The sequence below is a fragment of the Streptomyces sp. GMY02 genome, from assembly GCF_019056675.1.
Lineage (GTDB): Bacteria > Actinomycetota > Actinomycetes > Streptomycetales > Streptomycetaceae > Streptomyces > Streptomyces odonnellii.
The window spans coordinates 4,847,771-4,869,106 of record NZ_CP077658.1; the positions used below are offsets into that span (position 1 = coordinate 4,847,771).

Here is a 21,336-nt window from a genome sequence, read left to right on the forward strand (position 1 = left end):
CCTTTCCGGCTCCGACCCCTTCAGTCCCCCGCCAGCAGTTCGTCCGCGTCCACGATCCGGTACGCGTACCCCTGCTCCGCCAGGAAGCGCTGCCGGTGCGCCGCGAAGTCCTGGTCGATGGTGTCGCGCGCAACGACCGAGTAGAAGCGCGCCTCGTGCCCGTCCGCCTTGGGCCGCAGCACCCGGCCCAGCCGCTGCGCCTCCTCCTGGCGGGAGCCGAACGTGCCCGAGACCTGGATCGCGACCGTCGCCTCCGGCAGGTCGATCGAGAAGTTCGCGACCTTCGACACCACCAGCACCGAGATCTCGCCCTGCCGGAACGCCTCGAACAGCAGCTCCCGCTGCGCGTTGCTCGTCTCGCCCTTGATGACCGGCGCGCCGAGATGCTCGCCCAGTTCGTCGAGCTGGTCGATGTACTGCCCGATGACCAGCGTCTGCTCGCCCATGTGCTTCCGTACCAGCGCCTCCGTCACCCGCCGCTTCGTCGGGGTCGTCGCGCAGTACCGGTACTTCTCCTCCGTCTCGGCGGTCGCGTACGCGAGGCGCTCGCTGTCGGTGAGGTTGACCCGTACCTCCACACAGTCGGCCGGGGCGATGTACCCCTGCGCCTCGATCTCCTTCCACGGCGCGTCGAACCGCTTGGGCCCGATGAGCGAGAAGACGTCGGACTCGCGGCCGTCCTCCCGTACGAGCGTGGCGGTCAGTCCGAGACGGCGGCGGGCCTGGAGATCGGCGGTGAACTTGAAGACCGGCGCGGGCAGCAGATGCACCTCGTCGTACACGATGAGACCCCAGTCGCGGGAGTCGAACAGTTCCAGGTGCGGATAGATGCCCTTACGACGGGTCGTGAGCACCTGGTACGTGGCGATGGTGACGGGGCGGATCTCCTTCCGCGTACCGCTGTACTCGCCGATCTCGTCCTCGGTCAGCGAGGTGCGCTTCACCAGCTCGTGCTTCCACTGGCGGGCGGAGACGGTGTTGGTGACCAGGATCAGGGTCGTGGCCTTGGCCTGCGCCATCGCACCCGCGCCGACCAGGGTCTTCCCGGCGCCGCAGGGCAGGACGACCACGCCGGAGCCGCCGTGCCAGAAGCCCTCGACGGCCTGCTTCTGGTACGGGCGCAGCGCCCAGCCGGTCTCGTCCAGCTCGATGGCGTGCGCCTCGCCGTCGACGTAACCGGCGTGATCCTCGGCCGGCCAGCCCAGCTTGAGCAGCGTCTGCTTGATCTGGCCGCGCTCGGAGGGGTGCACGGCGACGGTGTCCGGATCGATCCGGGCGCCGACCAGCGGCTGGATCTTCTTGGAACGGAGGATCTCCTCCAGCACCGGACGGTCCGTGGACGTCAGCACAAGGCCGTGGGTGGGGTGCTTGGAGAGGACGAGCCGGCCGTAGCGGGCCATTGTCTCGGCGACATCGACGAGCAGGGCGTGCGGCACGGGATACCGCGAGAACTCCACCAGCGCGTCCACCACCTGCTCGGCGTCATGCCCGGCGGCCCGGGCGTTCCACAGCCCGAGCGGGGTCAGCCGGTAGGTATGGATGTGCTCGGGGGCCCGCTCCAGCTCGGCGAACGGCGCGATGGCGCGACGGCAGGCCCCCGCCTGCTCGTGGTCGACTTCGAGCAGCAATGTCTTGTCGCTCTGGACGATGAGGGGTCCATTCACAGCCGCGCCCTTTCCGTATGTCCGTATGCCAAACGCCCAGTCTCCCGCATCCGGCCCTGATCCGGACCACGAAGGGAGCCCGGGGATCCGCTTCGGGGGTCGCCGGGGCCGCCGGTGGGCGTACCGGGGCGGGGCGGGGGCATCAGGGGGGTATGGATGGTGGGAGGGTGAGCGCCCGGATCGGGCGGGGAATCGTGGTGGCGGTGGCCTTTGTGGCGCTGGTGGCGTTCTCGGCCGTACTGGCCAGACTCACGCTGACGCCGTCCCCGGCCTCCGCGGAGATCGCGGGGGCCAATTTGCGGCCGGGGCACTCGTTGCGGCAGTACGTGGAGAGCTACACATTCCTCGGCGCGTGCAAGCAGATCGGCGGGAATCTGCTGCTGGGGGCGCCTTTCGGGCTGCTGCTGCCGGTGCTCGGGCCGCGCAGGATGCGGATGGCGCGGGTGGTGCTGCTGACCGCGCTGGTGATGGTGCTGGTGGAGCTGGCCCAGGGCGCGATCGTCGAGGGGCGTGCCTTCGACATCGATGATGTGATCCTCAACACGACGGGCGCGCTGCTCGCGTATCTGGTCGCGCTCACCGCGTACCGCGTGATCGGCCGCCGGGTGGGCCGCCTCCGCCGCCCCCGTCGCCCTCGCCTCAGCGGCCCGCGTAAGCCTCGCCCCCGTAAGCCTCGTCCGGGTAAGCCCCGCCTCCGCTTCCGCGGCTTCCGGGCGTCCTCGAAGGCGTCCCCGAAGGCGTCCCCGAAGAAGAGCGCCGCCAAGGGCTGACCTCGTTCTCATACGAAAGTGCTGTCCACATACTTGAAGAGCGTGCGTGGGGTCACTACCTTCCCGAGGTGACAGCGGCACCCGTGTTCAGCCACCGCCGAGGGAGGCACTTCTCGTATGAAGAAGCCCTGGAAAACGCCCTTGAACCGCCGCACATTCAGTCAACTCGCCGTTACTCCGCTGCTCGCGGGGCCCGCGCTGCTGCGGCCCGACGCGGCCCGGGCCGCGTCGGGAGCCGCGTCCGGAGCCTCGTCTCGGAGTACGGTCGTACGTGCCATGAAGCGAGCTGTCGCGTTCATGGACGGGACCGTCTCCTACAGAGGTGGATACGTCTGGAACTATCTGCCTGATCTCTCCGTCACCTGGGGCGAGATGGAGGCCAAGCGCACCATGTGCTGGGTCCAGCCGCCCGGTACGCCCTCCGTCGGTCACAGCCTGCTCGACGCGTACCACGCCACCGGCGAGGAGGTCTGCTGGCGGGCCGCCGAGCGGACCGGGCTCGCGCTCGTCGAGGCCCAGCTTCCCGTCGGCGGCTGGAACTACATCCATGACTTCGCCGGCGAGGACTCCCTGCGCGACTGGTACGAGACGATCGGCGCCAACGGCTGGCGGCTGGAGGAGTTCCAGCACTACTACGGCAACGCCACCTTCGACGACGCCGGCACCTCGTCCGCCGCCCAGTTCATCCTCCGGCTGTACGCCGAGCGACGCGACCCCCGCTTCAAGCGCTCGCTGGACCGGGTCATCAGCTTCCTGCTCGCCTCGCAGTTCAGGGGCGGTGTCGCCGACGGCGGCTGGCCGCAGCGCTTCCCCGCGTTCGCCGGATCCGTCAGCCGTACCCCCTGGCCCGACAAGCGCCCGCCCTGGCTGCTGGGCGATGTACGGCACGGCATGGAGGACGGCGAGTACACCCAGCAGGTCACCTTCAACGACGATGTCCTCGGCGAGAACATCAAGTTCCTGCTGATGTGCATATCGACCCTCGGCCGCCGCGATCTGATCGACCCCGTCCTGCGGGCCATGGAGTGCCTGCACCGGATGCAGCAGCCCGCGCCCCAGGCGGGCTGGGGCCTTCAGCACCTCTCCCGCGCCAAGGGCGGCCGGCCTGCGGGGGCGCCCGCCGGAGCGCGTTCGTACGAACCGCGCGCCCTCGCCACCCACACCACCCAGACCAATGTCCAGCAGCTCTTCCACTACTTCCGGCTGACCGGCGACCGTGCCTATCTGCGCCGGGTGCCCGAGGCCCTGGCCTGGCTGGAGAGCTGCGCGCTGACGAGCGAGCAGATCGCCGAGAACCCGCTGCTGGCCGGCCGTACCCACCCGACCTTCGTCGAACTCGGCACCAACCGCGCCCGGTTCGTGCACCGCTTCGGCTCCAACATCCGCAATGGCGCGTACTACAACGACTACGACCACAAGGACACCCTCAGCCACTACTCGGGCGGCCGCTCCATCGATCTCGCCGGTCTGCGCGCCACGTACGAGGAACTCGCCGCGCTGACCCCCGCTCAGATCGCCGCCCTGCGCGCCCGTTCACCGCTCTCGCCCGCCAACGCGCACGGCGGCCGGATCCCGCTGCCGCGCTACTTCTCGCCGCGCGACCTCCAGCTCTCCGACCTGCTGCGGGACGCCCCGCTGCCGCTGCCCACCGTGACGGAGGCCGAGGCGGCGGCGCTCGTGGACGGCCTCGGGACGCGGGACCACTGGCTGACGCCGATCGACCAGATCACCAACCCGTACCAGGGGCCGGGCTCGACGGAGCCGTACGACGGCCGGGCGTATATGAGCAAGCATGTCGGCGACCCGCGCGACACCTCGCCCTACAGCCCGAAGGACCCGCCGCTGGAGCCGCCGTACCGGCCGGCCGAGCCGCCGCTGTGCATCAGTTCGGCCGCGTACGTGGCGAACATGGCGAAGCTGATCGGGTACGTGGCGGGTGGCTGAGGACTGCTGAGGACCCCTGAGGACTGCTGAGGACTTACGGACCTACGCGGGGTCGTCGGCCAGTTCGGCGACCCCGGTGATCCGGTGCAGCGGGTAGGTGCGGACCTCGTCCGCCGTGTGGTCGTACGCCGTCACATAGCCGCCCTCCACCCGCACCGGGGCGATGACCCGCTGGCTGGCCGCGCCGTCGGCGTTGACGTAACCGATCCAGACCGCCGAGCCGGTCATGGCGGCGGCCTGGACGGTCGCGAGGGTCTCGGCGGAGGTGGTACGGGGGAGCCGGCCGTCGGGTGAGAGCGCGACCGGTGACGCGCCGTCGGCCGACGGCTCCGGGTGCGCGGCCGGTACGGACGGCGGCACCTGCACCGGCACCTGCGCCTGGGCCGGCTTGCGCGCCACCGTGGCCGCCCGGTCCCCGGCCCTGATCGCCCGTACCGCCGCGCCGAGCAGCGTCGCGTCCGGTACGGGCGGGCCGTCCGGAACCGGCGCGGGCGCGGCCCGGGGCGGCGTCCGGTGGGCATGGGCGCGGGTGATCATCACATCGCCCTCGGCGGACTCGGCGGCGGGCGCGAACCCCATCGTGCGCAGCCCGTCCAGCAGGGCCGCCGGGTCGGCGTGGGCGGACAGCACGGTCGGCGCGAGCCGGCGCAGCCGCAGGGACTGCGAGCGCTTGTCGGCGAGGATCTCGTCGAGTACGGCCTCGTCGTCGCAGCGTACGTACGCGGAGGCGGAGCCGACCCGGAGATGGCCGTGCTTGCGCGCCACATCGTCGATGAGATAGGCGAGCGGCTGCGGAACGGGCGTACGGCTGTGGGCCTTCAGGAAATCGTGCAGGTCGGAGGCGGACTGGCCGGCGTCGAGGGCGCGCCGTACGGACCCGGGGGTGAAGCGGTAGACCGTGGCACCGCCCTTGGACTCGACATCGGCGGCGATGGAGAGCAGCTCGGCGAGCGGGCGGAGGAGGGGGCCGGGGGCCACGGCGGTGAGGTCGGCCTGGAGGAGGACATGGTCGAGCGGCTCGGGGAGGTGCGGGGCGAGGGCCGCGGCGGCGCGCAGGCCCGCGGTGCTGAGCGAGGCGGTGCCGGGCGGGGTGGTGGAGAGCGGGGCGGTGATGGGCAGGGCGGCGGTGACGGGCGGGGCGGTGCTGGGCGCGGTGGGAGTGGACGCGGTGGTGGTGGGGGCGCCGCTTCCGGAGTCGCCGCTCGCCACCCCCGCCTTCGGACCCAGCAGCGCCCGGCCATGAGTTGAGAGCGCTCCCCGGCCCGTCACCCCCAGCATCTCCGCCTCGTTCAGCGTCCAGGCCGCCAGCCGCGAGCGCAGATCGTCCGCCCGCCCGGTGGCCGACGCGCCGCGCAGCGGGCGCTCCCAGCGCAGCCGCGCCAGCAGCGATTCGGGGTCGGGGGCGATGCCCTCCGGCAGGGTGGCGAGGAGTTCGAGGATCCGTCGCCGTACCTCGGGCGCGGCACCCCGGTCCAGGTCGGGGCCGAGCGCCGCGAGCGTACGCCCCTTGCTGTCCTGACTGCCCGCCAGTCCGGGCGTACGGGTCGACGCCAGCCAGGCCGTCGCGATCCTGGCCCACCGCTCGGGCGGGGGAAGCTCCTGCCACTCGTCGTACGCGGGCGTCGGCGCGTACCGCTCGTCGGCCTCGCCGTCCGTGGCCAACAGCCCTGCCGTATAGGCGAGTTCGACCCAGAAGGCGGCCACGGTCTCCGAGGCGCCAAGGGCACTGGCGGTGCGTTTGAGATCGCGTACGGAGAGGCCGCCCGCCCGCAGGACGTTCGGCCCGCCCTCGTTCCAGTCCTTGGCCAGCTCCTCGACGGTGGCGAGCGCGGTGTACGCCTGGGCGGCGGCCGCGCTGTCCACCACCAGCGGTCGCGTTCCGGCGGGCGCCCCGCCGGCGGCCTCCGGCGCGCGCGGCGCGACAGCGGGGGCGAAGGGCTCCGGCGTACGGTGTGCGCGCCCGGCGCGCAGATGCAGCGCGGCCTCACGCGGGAGCACGACCGTACGGGTGGTCGCGGGCAGCAGCAGCCCCCGGTCGCGCAGCCACTGCACGGGCGGGGTGGGCGTGGAGGTGACCTCCCCGTACGGCGGCCCCCACACCAGCCGGTCCAGCACTGAGAGCGCTTCCATCGGCGCGGTGTCGAGCAGCGCGGCCATCCGCGTACGGTCGGTGAAGAGCCCGCTCAGCGCGGCGACGGCGGAGACCGGATCGTGCGTGGAGGGCAGACCGGCCGCCGCGAGGATCTCCTGGAGACGGCCCGGCGACATGCCCGAGGTGGCCTCGGCGACGGTCGGGCCGAGCCCGGTCGGGGAGGGGTGCGCGGGGGAGGGCGCGAGGAGTTCGCGGGCGGTACGGACCAGCCGCAGCCGGTCGTCACCGCCCCAGATCAGTGCCCGGTCCCGCAGCGCGCGGACCGCGCCCGGGAGCGCTTCCTCGATCCGCGGATCGCCCTCGTCGCCGGTCAGCAGCGCGCGCAGCGTGTCGTAGGGCGCGGGCTCCGGCGCGACGGCCAGCGCCTCCGCGGTCTGCAGCGTGAACCGGTCGAGCCGCTCCAGCGCCCGTACGACCGACGCCCGGGTGCCCGCGCGGGTCGCGAGCTGCGACAGGTCGCTGGGGACGGGGGTGAGGAGATCGGGCCTGGCACGCAGCAGCGCGGCGAGTGAACTGTCGCTCTGGGTACGCAGGGCCTCCGCGAGCGTGCGCGGTGGCGTACCGCCGGTTCCTTCGGGCACGTGCGCCTCCTGCTCGGCCTTTCCACGGGTCCCCATCCGTTCCACGTTAGCCCCTGAGGGGCGCTTCGCCCGCGCCGCGGGGCCCGGGGGCGGCGGCGGGTGTGGTGCCGAGTCTGCTCCGTACCCTCCTCGGAGCGGACATACGGCGCGCGTGTTCGGGGTGGACGTTCGGGGATGACTCCGACACCATCGCGGGTGGCGGTGAGCGCTTGTCGCTTGTGCGGAGGACTGTGTGGGGATCGAGAGCGACCAGCTCGTCTTTGACTATCTGAGCCGGGTCGGGGACGTGGCACAGCAGCGGCAACTCCCCTCCGGGGAGCGGATGCGGCTGGTGTCGACGCTGCGGAACGAGATCGACCGGCGGCGCGGCAGACCGGGCTTGGGCGGCCCGGCCGCGGTGCGCCGGATCCTGGGGCGGCTGGGGACACCGGACGCGGTGGTACAGGCGGCTTCCGAGGGCGTGTTTGAGAGCGCTCCCGAGAGCGCGTACGAAGCGGTGTTCGAGGACGGGCCGCAGGAGCCGCGGCCGACCGTGCCGGGGCAGCGCACGGCGGAACCTGTCGACGCGGACGTCCTGCGGGTCGCGGCGCCGCCACCTCCGCTCGACACGCCGGCGCCGGAATTCGGCGAGCCCGACTGGTGGCGGATCCAGCTCGGGCCGATGGACCCGACGGCGGGCGACCGTGGGGTCTGGGCGGGGATCGAGGTCCCCGAAATACTGAAACCGCCGCCGGAGGATCCGGAGGAGACCGAGAAGAAGAAGGCGAAGGAGAAGGCCGCCGAGGAGGCGGCGAAGGGCGGCGCGCGCGGGTGGTGGCTGAAGCTCAGGCGCCTGGGCGGCTTCGGCGGGAAGCCCGGCGAGTCGGGCAAGCCCGCCAAGTCCGGGGAGCCGGCTGAGACGAAGCCGGACCCGAAGGCCGGAGACGGCGGAAAGCCCGCGAAGAAGCCCGGGGTGCTGAGCGGATTCTCCAGCCCGTTCCTGCTGGTGGCCGCGGCGCTGCTGGTGGCGGGCGCGGTGCTCGGTTCCTGGATCGCCCTGGGCCTGGGCTGGCTCCTCGCGTACGCCTCGCGCAGGCTCTCCCGTACGGAAGCGAAGTGGGCGGTCTTCGGTCTGCCCGGCATCTCCGCGGCGGGCGGCCTGGTCTGGCTGTGGGGCCGCATGGACGGCCGCTGGGGCGAACCGCTCCCGGACACGGGCATGGCGGAAGCGCTCTCAGGGGCCTGGCCGGTGGTACTCCGCACAGCGGCGGTGGCATCGGCGCTGTACCTGATCTGGCGAGCCCGCCGCCGCTAGCCCGCCCGCCGCGGGCCCGCCGCCGCTAGCCCGCCCGCCGCGGGCCCGCCGCCGCTAGCCCGCTGCTGCTGGCCCGCCGCCGGTTCCGGTGGTGTGCCTTGTCCTCGAAGTCCTCGATCGCCCGGACCGGGGGCCCGCTCCCTCGATCCGGCCGCGCTTCATTCGTCCAGTGTTCATCTGGCATTGGTCGGCAGGGTCCCTCGGATGGCTCACAAATGGGAGGAACAGACAGCATCGACAGAAAGGGCGCCGATGTCCGGCTTCCTGGTCTCGCTCCTCACCAGGGCGGCAGTCATCGCGATCGAGATGGTCGTCACCCGCCTGGTCACCCGGCTCTGGACGGAGTACGCGCACTCGCGGGATGCCGCGAATCCGGCCTTCGCCTGACGGAAGCGTTCGCCTGACGGAACGGGCCGCCGGGCGGCCGCCCCGGCACACGGCGCCCCGGCACACGGCGCCCCGGCACACGGCGCCCCGCCCTGCACGTGGCGCCCCGGCACTTGCGTCAGCGGGCCCCGCACGTGGCGCCCCGGCGCGTGCGCCGACACGCCCGGCGCGCGACGCCCCGCCCGCTACGTAACGGCCCGCCCGGCGGCCCCGCGTCGACCGCGGGTCCGCCGGGCCGGCGGTGTCGGCTCAGGCCTCACTCACGCCTTCGCGGTCGCCTTCTTGGCCGCGCCCCTCGTGCCGCCCCGGGCGCCACCTCTCGTACCGCCCCTCGTGCCGCCTCGCGCGGCCGGCTTGCTCTCCTCCTCCGCCGGAGGAGTGGCCGCGGTCTTGCGGGTTCTCCTGGTAGCGCTCTCAGCGCGCCCGCCCTTCTTGGCGCGCCCGCCGCCATCGCTCTCTCCGTCCTCCCCGCGCCGTCCGCTGCGCGCGACCGCGGTCGCGGCCCCGATGGCCACCGCGACCGGCCAGTCCAGGGCTCCGAGGACCGCGAGGGCGCCCAGACCGCCATAGAAGGCGAGCCGTTTGGGCGGTGGCAGCGATGGCATTGACGGCATCGAGGGCAGTGGAGGCTTCGGCGGCGTCAGCTTCGAGCCCGCCACGCGGGCGTTGGCGGTGATGTCGCTCGCCGTGAGGTACGGGATGGGCAGGTCCGCGTGAAGGGTGTGCATCCGCAGGCCGCCGCCCGACCGGGTCCCGGACGTCCGGTCCGCCCCATCACCCGTATGTCCGGCCGCACGCCGTGTCCTGGTGGCGTCTGTCACGGTGATCGCCTCCTTGAGCATTTGTCCTTTTTATACTACTTTTTTGATCGCATCCGTGCCGTACGAGCCCCCTGTCCGCCGCCCCTTGTCCGCGGTCGGCGGGGTGCGTCCTGTCCTGCCCCGGCCGCCCCGGCACTCGGCCCGATCAGCCGAACGTGGACGGTGAGTTGTGGGAATCCCCGGACTCGGCACTCTGAGGGCTGTCGCGCTCAGGACTGTCGCGCGGCCCGCCACGGCTGTGCTCCCCGCCCTCGGCGTAGTGCACGCGGTGGTGGAGCCCCTGCTGTCCCGGGCTCATGAGCGAGTGCGGACGTACGAGGGCGGACGGGCGCATCTGACCGTGCGCGGGCTGCGCGGCCCGGCCGGTGCCAAGGTCGCCGAAGCCCTGGAACAGGGGCTGGCCGAGGTGCCCGGTGTGCGGTGGGCCGCGGTGAACGCCGTCCTGCAGAGCGTGGTCGTCGCGGTGGAGGGCCCGGCGGAGGACGAGTCGACCGTAGGCGCGCTGCTTGAGGTCGTCGAGGCGGTCGAGGAGGCGTACGACACGGCGCACGGGCCGCTGCCGCTCCACCCGGCCGCCGCCGAACCGGCCGGACGGGCTGTCTGGTCCCTGGCGACCCAGACCGTCGCGCTCCCGCTCGCCGTGATGGGGCGCCTCACCCACCACGCCCCGCTGCCGATCGAGCTGGCCTCCGTGGTGACCATCGTCGACACGCAGCCGCGGCTGCGGCGGATGGTCGGGAAGGTGGTGGGGGAGCGGAACACCTCCGTCGTACTCGCCACCCTGAACGCCGCGGCCCAGGGCAGCGCCGGCGGATTCCTCGGCCTCGCCGTCGACGCCGTACGGCACGCCCTCAGCGCGGCGGAGCTGAAGGCCCACCGCACCGCTTGGACCAGCGCCGAGCCGGATCTCGCCCGGGAACCCCAGCTCGCGCGCGCGGAGTTCCGGGACCCCGTGCCGCGTCCTGCTCCGCTGCGGCCGGGGCCCGTCGAGCGGTACGCCGACATGGCGGCGGTCATCGCGGGGCTGACCTTCGCCGGGGCGCTGGCGGTGACCCGGCGTACCGGCAGCGCGGCCAGTGCCTCGCTCGCGGCCATCCCCAAGGCGCCCGTTCTGGCCCGGGAGGGGTTCGCCTGCGTTCTCGGCGGCGCCCTCGCGCACAGCGGCACCCTGGTCCACGGCCCGGACTCGCTGCGCAGGCTCGACCGTATCCGTACGGTCGTCCTCGACAGCGCGGCCCTGACCACCGGCGCGCATGTCCTCGCGGATCTCGTCCCGCTCGACGAGGCGTCCGCAGGCGACCTGGCCGCCACCGCCCACCGGCTCTTCGACCCCCATGACCCGGAACGCCTCAGCCGGGGCGATGCCGGGGAGGGCGGCGTCGACGGCGAAGGAGGCGGTGAAGGCCGGGGCGGCAGCGCCGATCAGGAGCAGGGCGCGGGCGGACACGCGGACGAGCCGTCGGTACGCGCGGAGGAGAAGGCTCCGGGGGCGTCCCCTGCCCCGGGGGCATCCCCTGCCCCGGGGGAGTCCTCCGCCCCGGACTCGGCCTCAAGCCCCGAGTGGTTCCTCGGCCCGCTGGACCGGCTCAGCCTGCGCGGCCGTGCGGGAACCCGGGCGCGGGCGCGCCTGGAGCGTGAGGGGGCCGCGCATGTGCTGGGCCTGGCGCGGGGCGACCGGCTGATGGCGGTGATCAGCACCGTACCGGAGGTGCACGAGGCCGCCGAGCGGCTGGTGGGCGCCGCGCGGCGGGCCGGACTGCGGGTGCTGGCGGCGGACGGCCACGCCCCGGCCGTCGTGACCGGCACCGACGGCACCGTACGCGGTGGCGAGAGGCTGGCCGCGTCCGTACGCGAACTCCAGGCCGACGGCACCGGGGTGCTGGTGGTGTCCCGCGACCGGGAGGCCCTGGACGCCGCGGACGTCGGGGTGGGCATCGCCGGTTCGCAGGGCCGTCCCGCCTGGGGCGCCCACCTCTACACCGCGGATCCCGGCGGGGCCGTGATCGTGGTCGAGGCCTGCGGGGTCGCTCGCCGGGTCGCCCGCCGCGGGGTGTGGCTGGCCAAGGGAGCCGCGGGCCTGGGCAGCACCATGACCCTGGCCGGACGGTCCGGACAACCGGGGGAGCTCAGTCTGTCGGCCGTCAACTGGGCCGCCGGGCTCGGCATCGCGTACGGCGCCTGGTCCGCGGCCGAACTCCTGCGCCGCCCGCCGGTGCACGGGGCTTCCCGGCAGCCCTGGCACGCGATGCCGCCGGAGACCGTGCTCGCCAGAACGGCCGGCGAGGAGAACGGTCTGACGCAGCGTCAGGCCGACGCCCGTGCCTCGCGGTCCGGCGACCACGCGGCCCAGCCGCCTTCGCTGCCCCGTGCCGTCATCACCGAACTGGCCAATCCGCTCACGCCCGTTCTGGTGGGCGGCGCGGCGCTGTCGGCGGCGGTCGGCGGGGTCCTCGACGCGGTCATCGTTCTCGCGGTGACCGGTCTCTCCGGCCTGATCGGCGGCACCCAGCGCCATATGACCGACCGGGCGGTGCGCCGTCTGCACCAGCGGTCGGCCGTACAGGCCCGGGTGGTGCGGGACGGTGAGGCGCGGGCTGTACCGGCCGAGGAACTGGTGGTCGGGGACGTCGTCACGGTCGGCTCCGGCGATGTCGTTCCCGCCGACTGCCGGCTGCTGGACAGCCATGGCCTGGAGGCCGACGAGTCGGCGCTGACCGGCGAGTCCCTGCCGGTCGCCAAGGCCGTACGCCCGGTGCTCGCCGCGGACGTGGCGGACCGTACGTCCATGCTGTACGAGGGCACCACCGTGGCCGCCGGCCGGGCCCGGGCCGTCGTCGTGGCGACCGGCACGGCCACCGAGGCCGGGCGCGGTGCCATGGCGGGCCGGGGCGCCCGGCCGGCGGTGGGCGTCGAACACCGGCTCGCGCGGATCACCAGGACCACCCTGCCCCTGGCGCTCGGCTCGGCGGGGGCGGTGATGGCGGCGGGGCTCCTGCGCGGCCGGCCCGCCCGCGAGACGGTGGGGGCGGGCGTGGGGCTGGCGGTGGCGAGTGTGCCGGAAGGGCTGCCCTTCCTGGTCTCGGCGGCCCAACTCGCCGCAGCCCGCAGGCTTTCCACGCTGGGTGTGCTGGTGCGCGATCCCCGTACGATCGAGGCCGCGGGGCGGGCGGACGTACTGTGCTTCGACAAGACCGGCACGCTCACCCATGGACGGATCGAGCTCGCGCTGGTCGTCGCGCACGGGGGCGACGGGGCGGAGGCCGGGGACGGGCGCGGCGTGCCGGGCGACGAGGGGTCCGGGCCCGGTGACCGCGAAGGGCGTCCGCCGGAGTGTCTCGGCCATCGCCAACAGGCCGTACTCGCCGCCGCGTTGCGTGCCACCCCGCGTCCGCGCGACAACCAGAAGCTGGAGCACTTCACCGATCGCGCCGTGGTGTCCGGCGCCGAGCGGGCCGGCGTCTCCCGTACCGACGGAGCGCGCGGCTGGCGACGCACCGCGAGCCTGCCGTTCGAGCCGAGCCGCGGCTTTCACGCCACCCGGGGCCGCGACGGTACGGACCGGCTGCTGTCGGTCAAGGGCGCCCCGGAGCGGGTCGTCGAACTCTGCGACCTGAGCCGGGAGTCGAAGGACGCGCTGCTGGCCGACAGCGAGAAGCTGGCCGCCGAGGGCCACCGGGTCCTGGCGGTCGCGGAGTCGCGTGACCAGGGCGGCGGCCCGCTCACCGACGACGCGGTGCACGGCCTCGGCTTCCTCGGCTTCCTGCTCCTCAGCGACAAGGTCCGCAGTGGCGCGGCGCGTTCGGTACGGCAGCTCGCCGAGGCGGGCGTGCACATCGTGATGATCACCGGCGACCATCCGCAGACCGCCGAGTCGATCGCCCGCGAACTCGACGTGGCCGACGGGCGGAGGGTCGTCACCGGCGCGGACCTGGACGCCCTGGACGACGACGAACTGGAAGCGCTGCTACCGCATGTCGGTGTGGTTGCCCGGGGGACGCCGACGCACAAGGTGCGGGTCGTCAAGGCGTTCCAGCGGCTCGGCCGTACGGTCGCGATGACCGGCGACGGAGCCAATGACGCGCCCGCGATCCGGCTCGCGGACGTCGGTATCGCCCTCGGTACCCGGGCCACCCCGGCCGCCCGGGCGGCGGCGGACCTCGTCGTCACGGACGACCGGCTGGAGACCATCCTGGCCGCGCTGGTCGAGGGACGCGCGATGTGGGCGTCGGTACGGCAGGCACTGGCGATCCTCCTCGGCGGGAACCTGGGCGAGATCGGTTTCACGGTCCTGGGCTCCACGGTCAGCGGCGCCTCGCCTCTGACGGCCCGTCAGCTCCTGTTGGTGAACCTCTTCACTGACCTCGCGCCGGCCATCGCCGTGGCCCTGCGTCCGCCGGGGGAGGACGCCAGAGGGCGCCTTCTGCGCGAAGGCCCCGAGTCGTCGCTCGGCACCGCGCTGACCGACGAGATCACCGTACGGGCCATGGCCACCGCGCTGGGAGCCGCGGCCGGCTGGATCGCGGCGTGCGCGACGGGCCGCCCGGCCCGTGCCCGTACGGTCGCGCTGGCCGCGCTCGTCGCCACCCAGCTTGGCCAGACCCTCCTGGTCGGCTGGCGCAGCCCCGCGGTCCTGGCCTCGGTCGCCGGCTCCATGGCGGCCCTGGCCGCGGTCATCCAGACGCCCGGCGTCAGCCACTTCTTCGGCAGTACCCCGCTCGGCCCGGTCGGCTGGACGATCGCCCTGACGGCGGCGACGGCGGGCACGATGGCGGCCCTCCGTCTCCCCCCGGTGGCACGGCGCGCGCGCACGTCCCTGGACAGTCTGTGGTCGGAAGGCCTGTGGTCGAACCCGCCGGAGGGCGGGTACCGGGCGGGCCTGATCGCCATGTGGAAGCGCCTGACGGACACGATGAACACGCCGGACACGGCCGATACGACGGGTGCGACGGGCGTACGGGAAGCAGGGGCGCCGGGGCCGGCCGACGGCGCCCGCACATCACACGCGCCCGAGGCTGTGCGCATCCCGGACATGGACGTCTACGAGGCCCCGGCCCTGGACGCCCACGCGGGCAACGGCGTCCGTACGAAGTGACGCGACGGCCCGCCGGACCTGTCGCCGCGTCCTCAATCGCCGGACGGGCTCCCTGTTGTGTCCTCAATCGCCGGACGGGCTGAGATTTTCCCCGGCCGGAACGGTGCCCCCGGTACCACCAGCGGTGAGCCCGTCACCGGGTCCGGGATCACCACCGCTTCGAGGCCGAAGACCTCCCGTACCAGCTCCGCCGTCACCACCTCCCCCGGCGCGCCCTCCGCGATCACGCGGCCCGACTTCATCGCGACGAGGTGGTCGGCGTAGCGGGCCGCCTGGTTGAGGTCGTGGAGGACGATCACGACCGTACGGCCCTGCTCATGGTTGAGGCGGCGCACCAGGTCGAGGACCTCCACCTGGTGCGCGATGTCCAGGAACGTCGTCGGCTCGTCCAGGAGCAGCAGATCCGTCTCCTGTGCCAGGGCCATCGCGATCCAGACGCGCTGCCGCTGCCCGCCGGAGAGTTCGTCCACCGGCCGGTCGGCGAGAGCGCTCACATCCGTACGGGCCATCGCCTCGGTCACCGCGCGCTCGTCCTCGTCCGACCACTGCTGCCACCAGTGCTGGTGCGGCTGGCGCCCGCGCGCCACCAGGTCCGCGACCGTGATCGCCTCCGGCGCGACCGGGGACTGGGGCAGCAGCCCGATCGACCGCGCGATCCTCTTCGTCGGGATCTTCGCCAGCTCCGTACCGTCCAGCAGCACCGAGCCGCCGCGCGGCTTGAGCAGCCGGCCCAGCGCGCGCAGGGTGGTCGACTTGCCGCAGGCGTTCGGGCCGACGATGACGGTCACCTGCCCGTCGGGGACGGCCAGTTCGAGCTCGTGGACGACCGTACGGTCCTCGTAGGCGAGCGTCAGCCCGCGGGCCATGAGCCTGCTCATGCGGTCCCTCCCTTTCGTACCCCCGTCGCACCCGCGCCCACGGCACGGCTCCGGACGATCAGCCAGATCAGATACGGCGCGCCCACCGCCGCCGTCAGCACGCCCACCGGCAGCTCAGTCGGCGCGAGCACCTTGCGGGCCAGCAGATCGGCCAGTACGACGACGACCGCGCCCGTCAGCGCCGAGCAGAGCAGCGGGATCTGGGCGGTACGGGTCAGCCGGCGCGCGATCTGGGGTGCCAGCAGCGCCACGAAGTCCACCGGCCCCGCCGCGCCCGTCGCGACCGACGCCAGCACCACGCCGAGCAGGACCAGACCGAGCCGGACGCGCCCCAGCCGTATGCCCAGCGCGGTGGCCGTGTCGTCGTCCACCGACACCGTGCGCTGCGCGTACGCCGCCCACAGCATCGCGGGCAGCAGGGCGAGCAGCAGCCAGCCGAGCGGGGCGGCCTCGTCCCAGCCGCGGCCGTTGAGCGAACCGGTCATCCAGACCTGTGCCTGCTGCGCGACCAGATAGTCGCCCTTGGTCAGGAAGAGCGTGGTGACGGAGCGCAGCGCGATCGCGAACCCGATCCCGATGAGGACGAACCGGGTCGCGTGCAGCCCGCCGCGCCAGGCGAACACGTACACCAGCGCCGCCGCCAGGATCCCGCCGGCGACCGACAGATACGGCAGCACGGCGAACGAGGTGACGCCGAACGTCATGGCGCCGACCGTGAGAGCGCTCGCACCCTGGCTGATGCCGATGATGTCCGGGCTGGCCAGCGGGTTGCGGGCGACGGTCTGGATCAGCGCGCCCGCGACCCCGAACGCCAGCCCCACGAACAGCCCGGTCATCATGCGCGGCAACCGCAGTGTGCCGACGACGAGTTCGTTCGCGGACGGCTGCCCGCTGAGCACCCGTACCACCTCGGACGGCGGTACGAAGCTCTCGCCGACGCTCAGATACGCGACGCACACCGCCGCCAGCACCACCGCGAGTCCGACGGCGGCCACGGCCGCCCGCCGGTGCAGCAGGAACGAACCGCGCCCGATCCGTAGGCGGGTGTATCCGGTCGGCCGTATGCCCATCACGCGGGCGTCCGTCGGGTCAGCGGAGCCAGGGGAGTCGGCGGCGCCGGCCGTGTCGGTGCCGCTCGTGGTCCGCGCCGTCATGCCGGCACCGCCTTCCTGCGTACGAGCGCGACCAGGAACGGCACCCCGAGCAGCGCCGTCGCCACCCCCGCCGGTATCTCGCCCGGCGGGAACACGATCCTGCCGACCACATCGGAGACGAGCAGCATCACAGGACCCAGCAGCGCGGCCATCGGCAGCACCCAGCGGTGATCGGTGCCGACGATCGCGCGGGCGATATGCGGAACGGCCAGACCGACAAAGGCGATCGGCCCCGCCGCCGCGACGCCGACCCCGGTCAGTACGGTCGCGCCGACCCCGCCCAGGACCCGTACCGCCGCGACATTCTGGCCGAGCCCCTTCGCGACGTCCTCGCCGAGCGCCAGCGCGTCCAGACCGCGTGCCACCGAGACCACCAGCACCGTGCCCACCAGCAGGAACGGCCAGACCTGGGCCACCACTTCGGAGTCCCGGCCCGCCACCGAGCCCACCTGCCAGAAGCGGAACTCGTCCAGCGCCGCCGCGTCGGTCGTCAGTACGGCCGTGGTCACCGAGAGGAGCAGCGCGTTGATCGCGGCGCCGCCCAGGGCGAGTTTGACCGGGGTCGCGCCGCCGCGCCCGCTGGAGGCGACCGCGTACACCGCCACCGAGGCGATGCCCGCGCCCGTGAACGCGTACCAGACATAGCCGGTGAGGGTGTGCACCCCGGCGAACGCGATGGCCAGCACCACTCCGGCCGAGGCGCCCTGGCTGATGCCGAGGATGCCCGGGTCGGCGATCGGATTGCGGGTGATGCCCTGGAGGACGGTGCCCGCGAGGGCGAGCGCGGCGCCGACCATCAGCCCGATCAGCGTGCGCGGCACCCGGAGTTGACGGATGACCTCGGCGTCGTCTCCGCGCGCGCCGTGCAGCAGCGCGTCGAAGACGGCGGAGGGGGCGACGGCGCGCGCGCCGACCGCGAGGCTGAGGAGGACCGCGAGCAGTACGGCGACGACGGCGGCGGCCGTCCAGCCGATACGGCGGGCGACCAGGACGCGTCTGACACCGGGGACCGGCGGGGCGGCGGCTGACATGCGGACCAATCGGGGCGAGTGCGGGGCGGGCGGTCAGGTGCGGGTGCGGGTACGGGTACGGGTACGGGTGTACGAGCCGGGGTGCGCGAGTGCGGGGCAGGCGGTCGGGTGCTCAGGTGCGGGTGCGGGCTGGGGCGGCTGGGGTCGAGGCTGGTTAGGTTTGGCTAAGTCTAAGCACCCGGTTCAAGCCATCCCCCTGGGCACAATGGGTGCCATGGCTTCCTCCTCGGCCCGTCACGCGCCCACGGTCGGCTTTGACCTCGATATGACCCTCATCGACTCCCGCCCCGGTATTCACGCCGCCTACCTGGCACTTTCCGCCGAGACCGGGGTCGAGATCGACGCCGATCTCGCCATCACCCGGCTCGGCCCGCCGCTCGAAGAGGAGCTGGCGCACTGGTTCCCCGAGGACCGGATCGAGGAGATGGGCGACCTCTACAGGGAGATCTATCCCACATTCGCCATCGCCCCGACCCCGGCGATGCCCGGCGCCCGCGAGGCGATCGCCGCGGTGCGGGCGCTCGGCGGCCGGGCGATCGTCGTCACCGCGAAGCACGAGCCGAACGCCCGGCTCCATCTCAGCCACCTCGGCATCGAGCCCGACGCGGTCATCGGCTGGCTGTGGGCGGAGGCCAAGGGCGAGGCGCTGCGCGCGCACGGCGCGACGGTGTACGTCGGCGACCACACCGGTGATGTGCGCGGAGCGCGTACGGCGAGAGCGCTCTCAGTCGCCGTACCGACCGGACCGTGCGACGAGGAGGAACTACGGGCGGCCGGCGCCGATGTGATCCTCAAGGACCTGACGGCGTTCCCGGCGTGGCTCAACGGCTACGCGGCTGCGCTGCCCGGCGACTTGGCGGTTGCCCCGGCCGCTCCGGTCACCCCGGTCACTGATCAGGCCGCCGATTTCGCCTGACGGCGCTGCGCCCCGATCGAACGCAGCACCCCCGCCCCCGCGATCAGAAAACCGACCCCCATCAGCATGCACACGGCGTAAGCGAACGACGGGAACGGGTCCGTCCCCAGGAACAGCGGCGCCACAGTGATCAGGGTCGCGATCGCGCCGACGATGAAGACGATCGCGCCGATACGGACGAGTCCGTCGCCGGGCCCGGGCTCGTCCGTGGTACGGGGTGCAGGAGTAGCAGTCACCTCACCAGGGTAGTTCCCTGCGGACAGCAGCGGACAGGAACCATACGGCGACGTCTTGTCACCAGCCTCTGGACCATTAGCCTTGGGGGTGGCGGGTCGGTGGACCCGCTGTAGTGCTATCCAGAGCCGTTTTTGTGCGCGCCCAGCGCCCCAACGAGTACGAGGACGAGGACAGACGTGCCTACCGGCAAGGTCAAGTGGTTCAACAGCGAGAAGGGCTTCGGCTTTCTCTCCCGTGACGACGGCGGCGACGTCTTCGTGCACTCGTCGGTCCTCCCTGCCGGAGTCGACGCGCTCAAGCCAGGTCAGCGCGTGGAGTTCGGTGTGGTCGCGGGCCAGCGCGGAGACCAGGCACTCTCGGTGACGGTCCTCGACCCGACCCCCTCGGTCGCGGCGGCGCAGCGCCGCAAGCCGGACGAACTGGCCTCGATCGTCCAGGACCTGACGACCCTGCTGGAGAACATCACGCCGATGCTGGAGCGCGGCCGCTACCCCGACAAGGTCCATGGCGCGAAGATCGCGGGCCTGCTGAGGGCGGTCGCGGACCAGTTGGACGTATGACAGACGTGTGATGTCCAACGACAGAAGTCCAACGACAGACATCTGACAGCGGACATCTGACAGCAGACGTCCGAGCGCAGACGTATGACACAGGAAGTCGCCCGGATCCGGACCAGGTTCGGGCTCCCGGCCGGACAATTCCGGCTCCGGGCCGGTTGATCCGGCCCCCGGGCCGGATGATCGGCTTCGGATCAGACAAAACGCAGCGCGTCACGGCCGAGGGGCGGTACGAGTCCCTCGGCCGCGGCACGCGTGAGCAGCCCGTGGACCGCCGCGTAACCGTCGTCGCCCAGATCCGCGGTGAACTCGTTGACGTACAGCGCGATGTGCTGGTCCGCCACCGCCGGATCCATCTCCTGGGAGTGCTCCAGGACATACGGGCGTGAGGCCTCCGGATCGTCCCAGGCCATCCGTACCGACCTGCGTGTCGACTCCGCCAGCAGCTCCAGCGTCCCGGCGCCCAGAGAGCGCTTCGCGATGATCGCGCCCAGCGGGATCGGCAGTCCGGTCGTGGTTTCCCAGTGCTCGCCCATGTCGGCGAGGCAGTGCAGTCCGTAATTCTGATAGGTGAACCGCGCCTCGTGGATGACGAGTCCGGCGTCCACCTTGCCGTCCCGTACCGCCGGCATGATCTCGTGGAACGGCAGGACGACCACCTCGCCCACCCCGTCCGGTACGACATCCGACGCCCACAGCCGGAACAGCAGATAGGCCGTGGACCGCTCGCTCGGTACGGCGACCGTCTTGCCGGTCAGGTCCGTGCCCGGCTGCCGCGTCAGCACGAGCGGACCGCAGCCGCGGCCGAGCGCGCCGCCGCAGGGCAGCAGGGTGTACTCGTCGAGGACCCAGGGCAGCACGGCGTACGAGACCTTCAGCACGTCCAACTCGCCGCGCTCCGCCATGCCGTTGGTGATGTCGATGTCCGCGAAGGTGACATCGACATCGGGCGCGCCCGGCACCCGGCCATGGGCCCAGGCGTCAAAGACGAACGTGTCGTTCGGGCAGGGCGAGTAGGCGATCCGGAGCGGCGCGGCGGGGGTGGCCCCGGGCACGGGTGACTGCGCGGTCATGACGGCTCCTCGAAGACCGGGGTGAGCAGCGTGAAGGCGTGCCGCAGCGATTCCAGCGCCCGGCCGATCTGCCAGGAGGCGCGGTCGCGCGGTCCCACGGTGTTGGAGATCGCGCGGATCTCGGCGCACGGTACGGAGTGGACGGCGGCGGCCTCCGCGACCCCGTACCCCTCCATCGCCTCGGCGGCGGCACGCGGATGACGCTCCGCCAGCGCGGCGGCGCGGGCCGCCGTACCGGTCGCGGTGGAGACGGTGAGGACGGGGGCGAGGACCGTGGGGGCCGCCGGATCGGCCCGGCCGGCGTCCAGGATCTTGGCGAACCGGGCCGCCAGTTCCGCCGGGGGCCGGTGGACGCTGCGCCCGAAGCCCAGTTCGTCGACCGGCAGATAGCCGTCGGGTGTCTCGGCGCCCAGATCCGCCGCGACCATCGAGTCCGCGACCACCAGCGAGCCGACCGGGGCGCGCCGCGCGAAACCGCCGCCGATCCCGGCCGAGATGACGAGATGGTACGGAGGGTCGTACGGCGAGGCCGCCAGCGCGGTCGCGGTGGCGACGGCAGCCGCCGTCGGACCGACCCCGCCGGCCAGCACATCCACCACCGGTATCTGCACGGAGCCCGGGCGCGGCGTGTACTGGGCGTGGCTCGCGATCTCGTATCCGCCGGTCAGCTCACGGACACCGCTGCCGGCGAACCGGCCGAGCCCCGCGACGACGGAGTCGGCCTCCGCCGCCACCGCCGTCACGACAAGTACGCGCATCGGGGGCCTTCCAGGAGGGCGCGGTCA

Annotated in this window: 16 protein-coding genes; 7 read left to right on the forward strand and 9 right to left on the reverse strand. The window is 73.1% G+C overall.

Annotated elements, in window-relative coordinates:
• Nucleotides 1-20 precede the first annotated feature (20 nt).
• Nucleotides 21-1,664 (reverse strand): DNA repair helicase XPB, encoded by a 1,644-nt coding sequence (locus KQY30_RS20565; protein ID WP_217308095.1) that lies wholly within the window; start codon nucleotides 1,662-1,664, stop codon nucleotides 21-23.
• 152 nt (nucleotides 1,665-1,816) lie between these two features.
• Here KQY30_RS20565 and KQY30_RS20570 point away from each other — a divergent pair, with 152 nt between their 5' ends.
• Nucleotides 1,817-2,434 (forward strand): VanZ family protein, encoded by a 618-nt coding sequence (locus KQY30_RS20570; protein ID WP_217308096.1) that lies wholly within the window; start codon nucleotides 1,817-1,819, stop codon nucleotides 2,432-2,434.
• Between the two features lie 141 nt (nucleotides 2,435-2,575).
• Nucleotides 2,576-4,378, forward strand: a complete 1,803-nt coding sequence (locus KQY30_RS20575) for a pectate lyase (protein WP_217308097.1) — start codon at nucleotides 2,576-2,578, stop codon at nucleotides 4,376-4,378.
• 42 nt (nucleotides 4,379-4,420) lie between these two features.
• On the opposite strand, the gene KQY30_RS20580 is transcribed toward KQY30_RS20575, so the two are convergent.
• A complete protein-coding gene (locus KQY30_RS20580) occupies nucleotides 4,421-7,147 on the reverse strand; it encodes a helicase C-terminal domain-containing protein (RefSeq protein ID WP_217308098.1) in 2,727 nt (908 codons plus the stop codon).
• Between the two features lie 196 nt (nucleotides 7,148-7,343).
• On the opposite strand from KQY30_RS20580, the gene KQY30_RS20585 reads away from it, so the two are divergent.
• Both KQY30_RS20585 and KQY30_RS20590 read left to right on the forward strand, forming a co-directional pair.
• Nucleotides 7,344-8,405: a hypothetical protein gene (locus tag KQY30_RS20585; protein WP_217308099.1), complete on the forward strand. Its 1,062-nt coding sequence runs from the start codon at nucleotides 7,344-7,346 to the stop codon at nucleotides 8,403-8,405.
• Between the two features lie 204 nt (nucleotides 8,406-8,609).
• Nucleotides 8,610-8,792, forward strand: coding sequence for a hypothetical protein (locus tag KQY30_RS20590; RefSeq protein ID WP_217308100.1), 183 nt, complete (start codon nucleotides 8,610-8,612; stop codon nucleotides 8,790-8,792).
• A 260-nt stretch (nucleotides 8,793-9,052) separates the two neighbouring features.
• Here KQY30_RS20590 and KQY30_RS20595 read toward each other — a convergent pair whose 3' ends face one another.
• A complete protein-coding gene (locus tag KQY30_RS20595; RefSeq protein ID WP_217308101.1) occupies nucleotides 9,053-9,613 on the reverse strand; it encodes a hypothetical protein in 561 nt (186 codons plus the stop codon).
• Nucleotides 9,614-9,782: 169 nt separating this feature from the next.
• Between KQY30_RS20595 and KQY30_RS20600 the strand changes: the two genes are divergently transcribed.
• Nucleotides 9,783-14,705, forward strand: a complete 4,923-nt coding sequence (locus KQY30_RS20600; protein ID WP_217308102.1) for a cation-translocating P-type ATPase — start codon at nucleotides 9,783-9,785, stop codon at nucleotides 14,703-14,705.
• A gap of 32 nt (nucleotides 14,706-14,737) precedes the next feature.
• On the opposite strand, the gene KQY30_RS20605 is transcribed toward KQY30_RS20600, so the two are convergent.
• From KQY30_RS20605 to KQY30_RS20615, 3 genes are all read right to left on the reverse strand, one after another.
• Nucleotides 14,738-15,583, reverse strand: coding sequence for an ABC transporter ATP-binding protein (locus KQY30_RS20605; RefSeq protein ID WP_217308103.1), 846 nt, complete (start codon nucleotides 15,581-15,583; stop codon nucleotides 14,738-14,740).
• The gene (locus tag KQY30_RS20610; protein WP_254407634.1) at nucleotides 15,580-16,653 is read right to left on the reverse strand and encodes an iron chelate uptake ABC transporter family permease subunit; all 1,074 of its coding nucleotides are present in this window, start codon (nucleotides 16,651-16,653) and stop codon (nucleotides 15,580-15,582) included. Before KQY30_RS20610 ends, KQY30_RS20605 begins: the two co-directional genes overlap by 4 nt.
• 80 nt (nucleotides 16,654-16,733) lie before the next feature.
• Complete coding sequence (locus tag KQY30_RS20615; protein WP_217308105.1) at nucleotides 16,734-17,768, reverse strand: iron ABC transporter permease; 1,035 nt, start codon at nucleotides 17,766-17,768, stop codon at nucleotides 16,734-16,736.
• Nucleotides 17,769-17,982: 214 nt separating this feature from the next.
• Between KQY30_RS20615 and KQY30_RS20620 the strand changes: the two genes are divergently transcribed.
• Nucleotides 17,983-18,684, forward strand: coding sequence for an HAD family hydrolase (locus KQY30_RS20620; RefSeq protein WP_217308106.1), 702 nt, complete (start codon nucleotides 17,983-17,985; stop codon nucleotides 18,682-18,684).
• Here KQY30_RS20620 and KQY30_RS20625 read toward each other — a convergent pair.
• Nucleotides 18,663-18,920, reverse strand: coding sequence for a hypothetical protein (locus KQY30_RS20625; RefSeq protein WP_217308107.1), 258 nt, complete (start codon nucleotides 18,918-18,920; stop codon nucleotides 18,663-18,665). The genes KQY30_RS20620 and KQY30_RS20625 overlap by 22 nt on opposite strands.
• Before the next feature lie 177 nt (nucleotides 18,921-19,097).
• Between KQY30_RS20625 and KQY30_RS37150 the strand changes: the two genes are divergently transcribed.
• A complete protein-coding gene (locus KQY30_RS37150) occupies nucleotides 19,098-19,481 on the forward strand; it encodes a cold-shock protein (RefSeq protein WP_046507938.1) in 384 nt (127 codons plus the stop codon).
• Nucleotides 19,482-19,672: 191 nt separating this feature from the next.
• Here KQY30_RS37150 and KQY30_RS20635 read toward each other — a convergent pair whose 3' ends face one another.
• Together KQY30_RS20635 and KQY30_RS20640 are read right to left on the reverse strand one after the other, a co-directional pair.
• Nucleotides 19,673-20,551 carry a 1,4-dihydroxy-6-naphthoate synthase gene (locus tag KQY30_RS20635; protein WP_217308108.1) on the reverse strand — a complete coding sequence of 293 codons (879 nt, stop codon included), beginning with the start codon at nucleotides 20,549-20,551 and terminating at the stop codon, nucleotides 19,673-19,675.
• On the reverse strand, nucleotides 20,548-21,309 hold the full coding sequence (locus KQY30_RS20640; RefSeq protein ID WP_217308109.1) for a futalosine hydrolase: 762 nt from the start codon (nucleotides 21,307-21,309) through the stop codon (nucleotides 20,548-20,550). The genes KQY30_RS20635 and KQY30_RS20640 overlap by 4 nt, the downstream gene beginning before the upstream one ends.
• Between the last annotated feature and the right edge of the window lie 27 nt (nucleotides 21,310-21,336).

Bases quoted from the DNA above. Each gene is read 5' to 3' on its own strand.
- KQY30_RS20570 (WP_217308096.1), top strand. From the start codon at position 1,817: ATGGATGGTGGGAGGGTGAGCGCCCGGATCGGGCGGGGAATCGTGGTG.
- KQY30_RS20580 (WP_217308098.1), bottom strand. From the start codon at position 7,147: ATGGGGACCCGTGGAAAGGCCGAGCAGGAGGCGCACGTGCCCGAAGGA.
- KQY30_RS20590 (WP_217308100.1), top strand. From the start codon at position 8,610: ATGGCTCACAAATGGGAGGAACAGACAGCATCGACAGAAAGGGCGCCG.
- KQY30_RS20605 (WP_217308103.1), bottom strand. From the start codon at position 15,583: ATGAGCAGGCTCATGGCCCGCGGGCTGACGCTCGCCTACGAGGACCGT.
- KQY30_RS20610 (WP_254407634.1), bottom strand. From the start codon at position 16,653: ATGGGCATACGGCCGACCGGATACACCCGCCTACGGATCGGGCGCGGT.
- KQY30_RS20615 (WP_217308105.1), bottom strand. From the start codon at position 17,768: ATGTCAGCCGCCGCCCCGCCGGTCCCCGGTGTCAGACGCGTCCTGGTC.
- KQY30_RS20620 (WP_217308106.1), top strand. From the start codon at position 17,983: ATGGCTTCCTCCTCGGCCCGTCACGCGCCCACGGTCGGCTTTGACCTC.
- KQY30_RS20635 (WP_217308108.1), bottom strand. From the start codon at position 20,551: ATGACCGCGCAGTCACCCGTGCCCGGGGCCACCCCCGCCGCGCCGCTC.
- KQY30_RS20640 (WP_217308109.1), bottom strand. From the start codon at position 21,309: ATGCGCGTACTTGTCGTGACGGCGGTGGCGGCGGAGGCCGACTCCGTC.